Annotated in this window: 11 protein-coding genes; 6 read left to right on the forward strand and 5 right to left on the reverse strand. The window is 35.2% G+C overall.

Going from position 1 to position 13,118, the window contains the following annotated elements; genetic code table 11:
* Positions 1 to 28 precede the first annotated feature (28 nt).
* The 5 genes from mnmE to rpmH all read right to left on the reverse strand — a co-directional run bounded on the left by mnmE (position 29) and on the right by rpmH (position 3,625).
* Positions 29 to 1,405, reverse strand: a complete 1,377-nt coding sequence (mnmE, locus tag CQ058_RS27380) for a tRNA uridine-5-carboxymethylaminomethyl(34) synthesis GTPase MnmE (RefSeq protein ID WP_002191372.1) — start codon at positions 1,403 to 1,405, stop codon at positions 29 to 31.
* 227 nt (positions 1,406 to 1,632) lie between these two features.
* Complete coding sequence (gene jag, locus CQ058_RS27385; RefSeq protein WP_105590080.1) at positions 1,633 to 2,250, reverse strand: RNA-binding cell elongation regulator Jag/EloR; 618 nt, start codon at positions 2,248 to 2,250, stop codon at positions 1,633 to 1,635.
* Entirely contained in the window at positions 2,247 to 3,014 is a 768-nt protein-coding gene (gene spoIIIJ / locus CQ058_RS27390; RefSeq protein WP_002130197.1) for a YidC family membrane integrase SpoIIIJ, read from the reverse strand. Before spoIIIJ ends, jag begins: the two co-directional genes overlap by 4 nt.
* Before the next feature lie 52 nt (positions 3,015 to 3,066).
* Entirely contained in the window at positions 3,067 to 3,414 is a 348-nt protein-coding gene (gene rnpA / locus CQ058_RS27395; protein WP_002089963.1) for a ribonuclease P protein component, read from the reverse strand.
* Positions 3,415 to 3,490: 76 nt separating this feature from the next.
* The gene (rpmH, locus tag CQ058_RS27400; protein ID WP_000831901.1) at positions 3,491 to 3,625 is read right to left on the reverse strand and encodes a 50S ribosomal protein L34; all 135 of its coding nucleotides are present in this window, start codon (positions 3,623 to 3,625) and stop codon (positions 3,491 to 3,493) included.
* Between the two features lie 563 nt (positions 3,626 to 4,188).
* Between rpmH and dnaA the strand changes: the two genes are divergently transcribed.
* The 6 genes from dnaA to gyrA all read left to right on the forward strand — a co-directional run bounded on the left by dnaA (position 4,189) and on the right by gyrA (position 12,859).
* Positions 4,189 to 5,529, forward strand: a complete 1,341-nt coding sequence (gene dnaA, locus CQ058_RS27405) for a chromosomal replication initiator protein DnaA (protein WP_002016481.1) — start codon at positions 4,189 to 4,191, stop codon at positions 5,527 to 5,529.
* 182 nt (positions 5,530 to 5,711) lie between these two features.
* On the forward strand, positions 5,712 to 6,857 hold the full coding sequence (gene dnaN / locus CQ058_RS27410) for a DNA polymerase III subunit beta (protein ID WP_105590081.1): 1,146 nt from the start codon (positions 5,712 to 5,714) through the stop codon (positions 6,855 to 6,857).
* Between the two features lie 128 nt (positions 6,858 to 6,985).
* A complete protein-coding gene (gene yaaA, locus CQ058_RS27415) occupies positions 6,986 to 7,198 on the forward strand; it encodes a S4 domain-containing protein YaaA (protein WP_002016484.1) in 213 nt (70 codons plus the stop codon).
* A gap of 12 nt (positions 7,199 to 7,210) precedes the next feature.
* A complete protein-coding gene (gene recF / locus CQ058_RS27420; RefSeq protein ID WP_002191373.1) occupies positions 7,211 to 8,338 on the forward strand; it encodes a DNA replication/repair protein RecF in 1,128 nt (375 codons plus the stop codon).
* 38 nt (positions 8,339 to 8,376) lie between these two features.
* Entirely contained in the window at positions 8,377 to 10,299 is a 1,923-nt protein-coding gene (gene gyrB / locus CQ058_RS27425) for a DNA topoisomerase (ATP-hydrolyzing) subunit B (protein WP_002034986.1), read from the forward strand.
* 88 nt (positions 10,300 to 10,387) lie between these two features.
* Positions 10,388 to 12,859, forward strand: coding sequence for a DNA gyrase subunit A (gyrA, locus tag CQ058_RS27430; protein WP_002034984.1), 2,472 nt, complete (start codon positions 10,388 to 10,390; stop codon positions 12,857 to 12,859).
* Positions 12,860 to 13,118: the final 259 nt, after the last annotated feature.

Below are 13,118 nucleotides of genomic sequence, written 5' to 3' on the forward strand. Positions count from 1 at the left end.
CTAAATCATCTCTGATTAAAGTTTTACTTTATTTTCCTAAACAAAATTGAGAGAACAATTGGTCAATTAAACTTTCATGGACAGTATCACCAGTAATTTCACCAAGTATTTCCCACGCTCTTGTTAAATCAATTTGAACCATATCAATCGGAACACCATTTTCTATCGCTTCAATTGCATCGTTAATTGTTCTTCCTGCTTGTGTTAATAATCCGATATGTCTCGCATTAGACACGTATGTCATATCCGCAGAATCAATTGTTCCTTCAAAAAATAAATCAGCTATCGCCTTTTCAAGCTCATCTATTCCTTGCTCCTCAATTAAAGATGTTGTAATAATACGATTTCCTACCGCTAAATCTGTAACACGTTCCATATCAATTTCTTGCGGTAAATCTGTCTTATTTACAATAACAATGAAATCTTTTCCTTGTACGGCACGGAATAGATCCTCATCTTCATTTGTTAAAGCCTCGCTATAATTCACTACAATTAACACTAAGTCTGCTTGGCTCATCATTTCCTTCGAACGCTCTACACCAATTCGTTCAACAATATCTTCCGTTTCACGAATTCCGGCTGTATCTATAAGTTTAAGTGGTACACCACGCACATTAACGTACTCTTCAATAACATCACGAGTTGTTCCTGCAATATCAGTTACAATTGCCTTTTTCTCCTGAACGAGACTATTTAATAGCGATGATTTCCCAACGTTAGGTCTACCGATAATCGCGGTGGAAATGCCTTCACGTAAAATCTTTCCTTGCTTCGATGTTTCTAATATCTTTGCAATTTCAGCACGGACATGTGTAGCTTTCTCAATTAAAATATTATGCGTCATCTCTTCTACATCATCATATTCTGGGTAATCTATATTCACTTCAATATGAGCTAATGTTTCTAATATTTCTTGACGCAGATGGCCGATTAATTTAGATAATCGTCCTTCCATTTGGTTAATCGCTACATTCATAGCACGATCTGTTTTCGCACGGATTAAGTCCATAACAGCTTCTGCTTGTGACAAATCAATACGTCCATTTAAAAAAGCACGTTTTGTAAATTCACCAGGCTCTGCCAGTCGTACTCCTTGCGCTAAAATAAGCTGTAATACTTTATTTACCGAAACAAGTCCACCATGACAGTTAATTTCTACTATATTTTCACGCGTAAAAGTCCTTGGTGCACGCATAATGGACACCATAACTTCTTCAATAACTTGATTTGTATCTAAATCGACAATATGACCATAATGAATTGTATGAGAAGAAACCTGTGTTAAATCCTTCCCTTTAAAAATACGATCGACTTTCTCAATCGCATCATCCCCACTTACTCGAACAATGGCAATTGCACCTTCCCCAAGTGCTGTGGAAATTGCGGCAATTGTATCAAATTCCATGTCCTTTCACCTCACTTGCTTATTTATCTCTATTTCAACATGAATTTTTTCCGTCACTAAATTATTAGGATACCATAACGAACCTATCTACAAAAGAATAATAACTCATTTTATTATGTCCTTATGTAAAAAACACTAAACTTATTCACAGTGGATAAGTTTAGTGTTTTTTAGTTATCCACATTTATTTTCTCCTCAAAAAAACCGGCACTCAATTGAGTAACCGGTCACTTGGAAGATATTACAACATACCGATGTGGTTCTTTTCCTTCAGAAGTTGTAATGATATTTTGATGATTAGATAATGCTTGGTGAATAATTTTTCGTTCGAAAGAAGGCATTGGTTCTAGAACAACTCTTTTTTTAGTACTCACTACTTGTTTTGCTAATCGATAGGAAAGAGATTCTAACGTATTTTTTCTTTTACTACGATAGTTTTCAGCATCCAGTGTAATACCAATATATTGCTTTGTATTACGGTTCGCAACAAGCTTTGTTAAATACTGTAAATAATTCAACGTATTCCCTCTTTTGCCAATTAAAACACCAATATTTTCACCAGAAATTGTAAATTCAACTTCGCGTCCTTTTACAATTTTTCTAATCTCAACTTCCACACCCATATTTTGAATAACATTTTTTAAATATTCTTCACATTCTTGGATTGGATCTTTTTTCAATACAACTTCTACAACAGCAGGGCGATTCCCAAATAAACCCAGGAACCCCCTCTTACCCTCATCGATAATATTTATATCTACTCGATCTTTCGAAGCATTTAATTGTCTTAAAGCATCTTGTACTGCCAGCTCGACTGTTTGTCCTTTAGCAGTAATCATACTCACTTGCTTGATCCTCCTGCCTTACTAGCCTTAATTTCAGGCCCTTTGATCATATACATTTGAGCGATACCAAAGATATTACCAACTACCCAGTACAATGATAGTGCTGCTGGGAAGTTAATTGCAAAGACTAAAATCATAATTGGCATAAGCCAAATCATCATTGCCATTTGCGGATTTTGTCCAGCCGTTCCTGCCATTGCAAGCTTTTGCTGAATAAACGTCGTAATAGCTGCAACAACTGGAAGGATATAGAACGGATCCGCCTGTCCTAAATCGAACCATAAAAATGTATGTTCACTAATTGCTGTTGTTCTCATAATCGCATGATAAAACGCGAATAAAATAGGCATCTGAACAAATATTGGTAAACATCCTGCTAATGGGTTTACACCATTCTTTTGATATAACTGCATCATTTCTTGTTGTAGTTTTTGCTGTGTTGCTTGATCTTTAGAACTATATTTCTCTTTTAATTTCACCATTTCTGGTTGTAACGCCTGCATTGCTTTCGTACTCTTCGTTTGTTTAATCATTAATGGTAATAATGCAAAACGAATGATAAGAGTTGTAACAACGATTGCTAAACCGTAATTACTACCAAATAATTCTGCAAAATACGTGATTAACTGAGAAAGCGGGTATACGAAATATTCATTCCAAATCCCAGTGCTTTTCGGTGTAATCGGTTGATTTGTTTCACTACAGCCGGTAGCAATTGCCATTAGCATAATAACCATGGCTAATAAACCTATTTTCTTTTTCAAAGCCTGCTCCTCCTTGTTTCGGTATGTATATAGTGTAATTCATTTCCTTACGCTACTTTTTTATTCTTTTCATACCAGAGCGTTTAAAGACATGAATTAAGCTTTTCTTTAACTCTTCATATGTCATCTCTGCACAAGGCTTCCTTGCTATTATAACAAAATCTTTTCCAGAATCTATCTCATCTTTTAATTCTATAATCGATTGGCGAATCATACGCTTAATTCGATTACGCACTACTGCATTTCCTATTTTCTTACTAACAGAAAGACCAATGCGAAAATGCGGCTGTTTTTCTTTATCTAATTTGTATACAACAAACTGGCGATTGGCATTCGATTGTCCTTTTTGGAAAACAGCCTGGAATTCATCATTCTTTTTTATACGATTTTTTTTCTTCATATCATTTGACACTCCTGTATTTCATCAGCGGAAACTCATTATTATTAGAAAAAAAGACCACTGAACGATCAGTGGTCTACGCAGATAATACTTTTCTTCCTTTACGACGACGAGCTGCTAGCACTTTACGTCCGTTTGCTGTGCTCATACGGCTGCGGAAACCATGTACTTTGCTGCGCTTACGTTTATTTGGTTGGTAAGTTCTTTTCATTATATGACACCTCCCTGAGGAATATCTGTTAAAGACAGTCTAATAAATTATAGTAAATCAAATAGGAAAATGTCAATGGTTCTCGAAATTTTCATCAAATATTCATTTTTAACCTATTCACACACTTTTTCACAGTCCCTATATTTCCTTGTGGATAAATATATTTTCTCTTTTTTGTATCCACAAACTCTTTTTTTACTTTTACACAGTATATCGTATTGTGGACAAGTTTATTCCACAAGGTATTGATTTTGTGGATAACTTTCTTAAATTCATTGCTATAGCTGCTTTTTTTTGATATTATAGTTGTGTTTTCACTTTGAATAAGTTTTCCACACCTTTATTTTATCCACAATTTGTGTATAACATGTGGATAGTTTAAATCACATGTGAGTAAATAGTTGTCCACATGTGTTATTTTGTCGAAAACTCTATCTCGGATACTAACGACGTTTTTATATTTTAAAATACGTTTCGTATAAATATGCATTAGAAATATTTACAGGTTGTACAATTGTTGCGCAACCTTATTCTTTTACCATCTTTGTAAAGGAGGGACACCTTTGGAAAATATCTCTGATTTATGGAATAGTGCCTTAAAAGAATTAGAAAAAAAGGTAAGCAAGCCAAGTTATGAAACCTGGTTAAAATCAACAACTGCTCATAACTTAAAAAAAGATGTATTAACTATTACAGCTCCAAATGAATTCGCTCGTGACTGGCTAGAATCTCATTATTCGGAACTAATCTCCGAAACACTTTATGATTTAACAGGGGCAAAACTAGCTATTCGTTTTATCATTCCCCAAAGTCAGGCAGAAGAGGATATAGATCTCCCTTCTGTTAAGCAAAAACACGCGCATGATGAGTCTAATCACTTACCACAGAGTATGTTAAACCCAAAATATACATTTGATACATTTGTTATTGGCTCTGGTAATCGTTTTGCACATGCTGCTTCTTTAGCTGTAGCTGAAGCACCAGCTAAAGCCTATAATCCGCTCTTTATTTACGGGGGCGTTGGACTTGGAAAAACACATTTAATGCACGCAATTGGGCATTATGTAATTGAACACAACCCAAATGCAAAAGTTGTATATTTATCATCTGAAAAATTTACAAATGAATTTATTAATTCAATTCGTGATAATAAAGCTGTCGATTTTCGTAATAAATATCGTAATGTAGATGTCTTATTGATAGATGATATTCAATTTCTTGCTGGAAAAGAACAAACACAGGAAGAGTTTTTCCATACATTTAATGCGTTACATGAAGAAAGTAAACAAATTGTGATTTCAAGCGATAGACCACCAAAAGAAATCCCAACTTTAGAAGATCGCCTTCGTTCTCGCTTTGAATGGGGGTTAATTACGGACATTACGCCACCAGATTTAGAAACTAGAATCGCAATTTTACGTAAAAAAGCAAAAGCAGAAGGTCTTGATATACCAAATGAAGTTATGCTTTATATCGCAAATCAAATCGATTCAAATATTCGTGAACTAGAGGGTGCACTTATTCGAGTTGTAGCTTATTCATCTTTAATTAATAAAGATATGAATGCTGATTTAGCGGCTGAAGCGCTTAAAAATATTATTCCAAACTCTATACCTAGAATTATTTCTATTTCTGATATTCAAAAGGCTGTTGGGGGCGTCTATCAAGTAAAATTAGAAGATTTCAAAGCAAAAAAACGGACAAAATCCGTTGCATTCCCTCGCCAAATTGCGATGTATTTATCACGAGAACTTACGGACTCATCTTTGCCAAAAATAGGTGAAGAATTTGGTGGCCGCGATCATACAACAGTAATCCATGCTCACGAAAAAATTTCGAAGCTATTAAAAACGGATACTCAATTACAAAAACACGTTGAAGAAGTTAAGGATATTTTAAAATAGTAGTAGCTGAATAGTGTGAATAACTTAGCTTATTTTACGCACAGTCTATCCACATGTAGATAGACTGTTTTTACATCTTTAAACAGAGTTATCCACATATCCACAAGCCCTATTACTATTACTACTACTTTTTTATCTTTATTAAATAAATAAAATCTTATACTTACCGGAGGGTTTTCGTTATGCGTTTTACAATACAAAAAGACTATCTTGTAAGAAGTGTACAAGATGTAATGAAGGCAGTTTCTTCTCGTACAACAATTCCAATTCTTACAGGGATTAAAGTTGTAGCAACTGAAGAAGGAGTTACTTTAACAGGTAGTGATGCAGACATCTCTATCGAATCATTTATCCCAGTCGAAGATGCTGGAAAAGAAATTGTGGAAATTAAACAATCAGGAAGTATTATTTTACAAGCAAAATATTTTAGTGAGATCGTAAAAAAAATACCTAAAGAAACTGTCGAAATTTCTGTGGAAAATCATTTTATGACAAAAATAAAATCTGGAAAATCAGAGTTCAACTTAAATGGTTTAGATGCTGCTGAATATCCGTTATTACCACAAATCGAAGAACATCATGTATTTAAGATTCCAACAGATTTACTAAAGCACATGATTCGTCAAACAGTATTTGCAGTTTCAAGTTCTGAAACAAGACCAATCTTGACAGGTGTAAACTGGAAGGTATATAACAGCGAGCTAACTTGTATTGCAACAGATAGTCACAGACTGGCACTTCGTAAAGCAAAAATCGAAGGGTATAATATTGCCGATGAATTTCAAGCGAATGTCGTTATTCCTGGTAAGAGCTTAAGTGAATTAAGTAAAATTCTAGATGAATCTGAAGAAATGGTAGATATCGTTATTACGGAGTATCAAGTATTATTCCGTACAAAACATTTATTATTCTTCTCAAGATTATTAGAAGGAAATTATCCAGATACAACGCGTTTAATTCCAGCTGAAAGTAAAACTGATATATTTGTAAATACAAAAGAATTTTTACAAGCGATTGATCGTGCGTCGCTGTTAGCAAGAGATGGTCGTAACAACGTTGTTAAATTATCGACATTAGAACAACAGATGTTAGAGATTTCTTCGAATGCACCAGAAATCGGAAAAGTAGTAGAAGAGGTTCAATGTGAAAATGTAGATGGGGAAGAATTAAAAATATCTTTTAGTGCAAAATATATGATGGACGCATTAAAGGCTTTAGACAGTACAGAAATTAAAGTTAGTTTTACCGGAGCGATGAGACCGTTTTTAATTCGCACAGTAAATGATAATTCCATTATCCAATTAATTTTACCAGTCCGTACTTACTAAGTAAGGATTAAGGGTTGCTAGTGTAAAGGTACTAGTGACCCTTATTTGATTTGTGGGGTATTACTTTCCTAATGCTAGTTTATTTAGTACAATGAAAGAATGAACACTTTCAGAAAGTGAGCGATTTTATGAAACTTATTAAGATTTCAACAGAATACATTACACTAGGACAATTTTTAAAGTTAGCTGATGTAATTGATACAGGTGGCGCTGTGAAATGGTTCTTACAAGAATATGAAGTATACGTGAATCAAGAACTTGAAAATAGAAGAGGCCGAAAGTTATATGCAAATGATATTGTTGAAATTCCGGGAAGCGGAACTTTCCAAGTTCAGGCATAAAGGGGGATCCCTTTGTTTATTACAGAAATACAATTAAAAAACTATCGCAATTATGAGAATTTAGAGCTTTCCTTTGAGGATAAAGTCAATGTAATTATTGGTGAAAATGCGCAAGGGAAAACGAATCTGATGGAAGCTATTTATGTATTGGCGATGGCGAAATCTCATAGAACTTCGAACGATCGTGAACTCATTCGTTGGGATGAGGATTATGGTAATATAAAAGGTAGATTACAAAGGCGAAATAGTTCAATATCCTTAGAATTAAACATTTCAAAAAAAGGTAAAAAGGCAAAGTTAAATCAGTTAGAACAACAAAAATTGAGCCAGTATATTGGTGAAATGAATGTTGTTATGTTTGCCCCAGAAGATTTAAATCTTGTAAAAGGAAGCCCTCAAGTACGAAGACGCTTTTTGGATATGGAACTTGGACAAATAGCTCCGGTCTATTTGTATGAATTAAGTCAATATCAAAAGGTACTCACGCAACGAAATCATTTACTTAAGAAGATGCAAGGGAATAGTAAAAATGAGGAAACGATGTTGGATGTATTTACACTTCAACTTATTGAGCATGGTGCAAAAATTTTGCGAAAACGTTTTGAGTTTTTGCATTTACTACAAGAATGGGCTGCTCCAATTCATCGCGGAATTAGCAGGGGATTAGAGGAGTTAGAAATCGTTTATAAACCAAGTGTAGATGTATCAGAATCAATGGATTTGTCGAAAATAAAAGAAGTATACTATGAAAGTTTTCAATCTGTGAAACAACGTGAAATTTTTCGGGGTACAACTTTACTTGGTCCTCATCGTGATGATTTACAATTCTTCGTTAATAGTAAAAATGTTCAAGTCTTTGGTTCACAAGGACAACAACGAACAACCGCACTATCCCTAAAATTGGCTGAAATTGAATTGATATACTCAGAGGTTAAGGAATATCCAATTCTTTTACTAGATGATGTGTTATCAGAATTAGATGATTATCGTCAATCGCATCTGCTAAATACAATTCAAGGAAAAGTACAAACCTTTGTGACAACGACGAGTGTCGAGGGAATTGAACACGAAACATTGAAAGAAGCGAAAACAATTCATGTAACGAACGGCACGGTAGATTGTGAAATAGACAGAAAATAATTTCTGTTTAAATGGAAAAGTAGGTGATCTTTGTGTCAATGGAACAAAAGCAAATGCAGGAAAATGCATATGATGAAAGTCAGATTCAGGTGTTAGAAGGACTGGAGGCAGTTCGAAAGCGTCCTGGCATGTATATCGGTTCTACAAGTGGAAAAGGTCTTCATCACCTCGTGTGGGAAATTGTTGATAACAGTATTGATGAAGCTTTAGCAGGATATTGTGATGAAATTAATGTCAGTATTGAAGAAGATAATAGTATTGTTGTAACAGATGATGGTCGTGGTATCCCTGTTGGTATACAAGAAAAAATGGGACGTCCCGCTGTAGAAGTTATTATGACGGTACTCCATGCCGGTGGTAAATTTGGCGGTGGTGGTTATAAAGTTTCTGGTGGTTTGCATGGTGTAGGTGCATCTGTTGTAAATGCTTTATCAACAGAATTAGAGGTATTTGTACATCGAGATGGAAAAATACACTATCAAAAATATGAACGTGGGGTCCCGGCTGCAGATTTAAAAGTAATAGGTGAAACTGATCGTACAGGAACGATCACACGCTTTAAGCCAGATTCAGAAATTTTTACAGAGACGACAGAATACGAATTTGATACATTAGCGACTCGTATGCGTGAGTTGGCGTTTTTAAATCGTAATATTAAATTAACAATTGAAGATAAGCGTGAACATAAACAAAAGAAAGAATTCCATTATGAAGGTGGAATTAAATCATATGTTGAACATTTAAATCGTTCAAAACAACCGATTCATGAAGAACCAGTATATGTTGACGGTTCAAAAGATGGGATTCAGGTTGAGGTTGCTCTTCAATATAACGAAGGCTATACAAATCATATTTATTCATTTACAAATAATATTCATACGTATGAAGGCGGTACACATGAGGTAGGTTTTAAGACTGCTCTAACACGTGTAATTAACGATTATGGTCGTAAAAATAATATTTTAAAAGATGCGGATAGTAATTTAACTGGTGAAGATGTTCGTGAAGGCTTAACAGCAATCGTGTCAATTAAGCATCCAAATCCACAATTTGAAGGACAAACAAAGACGAAACTTGGAAATAGTGAAGCGAGAACGATTACAGAGTCTGTATTCTCAGAGGCGTTTGAAAAGTTCTTACTAGAAAACCCCAATGTTGCACGTAAAATTATAGATAAAGGGACTATGGCAGCACGTGCACGTGTAGCGGCTAAAAAGGCTCGTGAACTAACGCGCCGAAAGAGTGCTCTAGAAGTTTCAAGTTTACCAGGGAAGCTAGCTGATTGTTCTTCTAAAGATCCAGCAATTAGCGAAATTTACATCGTGGAGGGTGACTCTGCGGGCGGATCTGCAAAACAAGGGCGCGATCGTCATTTTCAAGCGATTTTACCACTGAAGGGTAAAATTATTAACGTTGAAAAGGCACGTTTAGATAAGATTTTATCAAATGATGAAGTTCGTACAATTATTACAGCAATTGGTACAAATATTGGTGGGGATTTTGCTATTGAAAAAGCTCGCTATCATAAAGTTATTATTATGACAGATGCCGATGTTGATGGTGCACATATTCGTACCCTATTATTAACGTTCTTCTATCGTTATATGCGTCAAATCATTGAGTGTGGATATATATATATCGCACAGCCACCGTTGTTTAAAGTACAACAAGGTAAAAAAATTCAATATGCTTATAACAATAAAGAACTTGAAAAAATACTAGCTGAATTACCAGCTCAACCTAAGCCTGGGATTCAGCGTTATAAAGGTCTAGGGGAAATGAATCCAACTCAGCTGTGGGAGACGACAATGGACCCAGAAGTACGTTCGTTACTTCAAGTTTCCCTTCAAGATGCAATTGAAGCGGATGAAACATTTGAAATTTTGATGGGTGATAAAGTAGAGCCGCGTCGTAACTTTATCCAAGAAAATGCAAAATACGTGAAAAACCTTGATATTTAAGTGAGTAATGACAGGAATCTAAGTATTCCTGTCTTCTACATATAAATCAATGTATGTGTAACGGAAATGTAAGAGGAGGTGCTCGTTGATGTCAGACAATCAACAACAAGCACGAATTCGAGAAATTAATATTAGTCATGAAATGCGTACCTCATTTTTAGATTACGCAATGAGTGTTATCGTGTCTCGTGCATTACCAGATGTTCGTGATGGATTAAAACCAGTTCATCGTAGGGTTTTATATGCGATGAATGATTTAGGAATTACAGCTGATAAAGCATATAAGAAGTCGGCGCGTATTGTCGGCGAAGTAATTGGTAAGTATCACCCGCACGGTGATTCAGCTGTTTATGAAACAATGGTACGTATGGCACAAGATTTTAGTCAACGTTACATGCTTGTTGATGGACATGGTAATTTCGGTTCTGTTGATGGAGATTCAGCGGCAGCAATGCGTTATACAGAAGCAAGAATGTCTAAGATTTCTATGGAATTAATACGCGATATTACAAAGAATACAATTGATTATCAAGATAACTACGATGGTTCTGAAAGAGAGCCAGTTGTATTACCAGCGCGTTTCCCTAACTTATTAGTCAATGGTACGACGGGTATTGCGGTTGGTATGGCAACAAACATTCCACCGCATCAACTTGGAGAAGTAATTGATGGTGTGTTGGCATTAAGTCATAACCCTGATATCACTATCGCGGAATTAATGGAATATATTCCTGGACCAGACTTCCCAACTTCAGGTTTAATCTTAGGGCGAAGTGGAATTCGAAGAGCTTACGAAACAGGTCGCGGTTCTATTATACTTCGTGCTAAAGTTGAAATTGAAGAGAGAGCAAATGGTAAACAAACTATTATCGTAACAGAACTACCTTATCAAGTTAATAAGGCGCGATTAATTGAAAAGATCGCAGAACTAGTTCGTGATAAGAAAATTGAAGGTATTACAGATTTACGTGATGAATCAGATCGAAATGGTATGCGTATTGTTATGGAAGTACGTCGTGATGCCAATGCCAATGTACTATTAAATAATCTATATAAACATACAGCACTCCAAACAAGTTTCGGTATTAATATGTTGTCTCTTGTAAATGGAGAGCCACAAGTCTTAAATTTAAAACAAAATCTATATTATTATTTAGAGCATCAAAAGGTAGTGATTCGTAGACGTACTGCTTATGAATTAGAGAAAGCAGAAGCGCGTGCTCATATTTTAGAAGGCTTACGAATTGCTTTAGATCATCTTGATGAAGTTATTACTTTAATCCGTAGTTCAAAAACAGCTGATATTGCAAAACAAGGTTTAATGGAACGTTTCGGCTTAAGTGAGAAACAAGCGCAAGCGATTTTAGATATGCGTTTGCAACGTTTAACCGGATTAGAACGCGAAAAAATCGAACAAGAATATCAAGATTTAATGAAGATAATTGCAGAGTTAAAAGCAATTTTAGCAGACGAAGAAAAAGTTCTTGAAATTATTCGCGAGGAATTAGCTGAAGTAAAAGAGCGTTTTAATGATAAGAGAAGAACAGAAATTACAATTGGCGGTATGGAAGCTATAGAGGATGAAGATTTAATCCCAGAACAAAATATCGCAATTACACTTACTCATAATGGTTATATTAAGAGGTTACCGGCTTCTACGTACAAAACACAGAACCGTGGGGGACGTGGTGTACAAGGAATGGGTACGAATGATGATGACTTTGTCGAACATTTATTAACAACGTCTACTCATGATCATATTTTATTCTTCACAAACAAGGGTAAAGTATACCGTACAAAAGGATATGAAATTCCAGAGTATAGTCGTACAGCAAAAGGTATACCGATTATTAATCTATTAGGGGTAGATAAGGGTGAGTGGATCAACGCTATTATTCCAATTCGTGAATTTGGTGACGACCAGTTCTTATTCTTTACAACGAAACAAGGTATCTCTAAGAGAACACCACTTTCATCATTTGCCAATATACGTACAAATGGTTTAATTGCAATTTCTCTTCGTGAAGAGGATGAATTAATCTCTGTACGCTTAACATCTGGTGATAAAGATATTATCGTTGGGACAAGTAACGGTATGTTAATTCGTTTCAATGAGCAAGATGTGCGTTCAATGGGACGTAATGCGGCTGGTGTAAAAGCAATTACATTAGGTGATGAAGATCAAGTTGTAGGTATGGAAATTGTCGAAGAGGATGTAAATGTTCTAATTGTAACGAAAAATGGTTATGGAAAGCGTACACCGATTGATGAATACCGCCTGCAAAGTCGTGGTGGTAAAGGTCTGAAGACTTGTAATATTACAGATAAAAACGGTAAGTTAGTAGCGGTTAAGTCTGTAACAGGCGAAGAAGACATTATGTTAATTACAGCAGCAGGCGTTATTATTCGTATGCCGGTTGATCAAATCTCTCAAATGGGACGTAATACACAAGGTGTTCGTCTAATTCGATTAGAAGATGAGCAAGAGGTAGCGACAGTAGCAAAAGCGCAAAAAGATGAAGAAGAAGAATCTAATGAAGAGGATTCTTCTGAAGAGTAAGAGTGGGGATTTCTCCCCCTCTTATTTTTTTATAATAATACTTGCATAGCAATAGGAAAGTGTATATAATAGGAAAAGTCAGCAAATGAGAGATACAAGTTATCGAAAAAAACTTGTTGACGAAAATAATATACTATGATATATTATAAAAGTCGCTGAAACGCGATATTGAACTTTGAAAACTAAACGAAACAAACAACGTGAAACGTCAATTTTTATTTTTAGATGCTAGACAAACTAACTTTATTGGAGAGTTTGA

Source organism: Bacillus sp. MYb56 (assembly GCF_002976445.1).
In the GTDB taxonomy this organism is placed as follows: domain Bacteria; phylum Bacillota; class Bacilli; order Bacillales; family Bacillaceae_G; genus Bacillus_A; species Bacillus_A mycoides.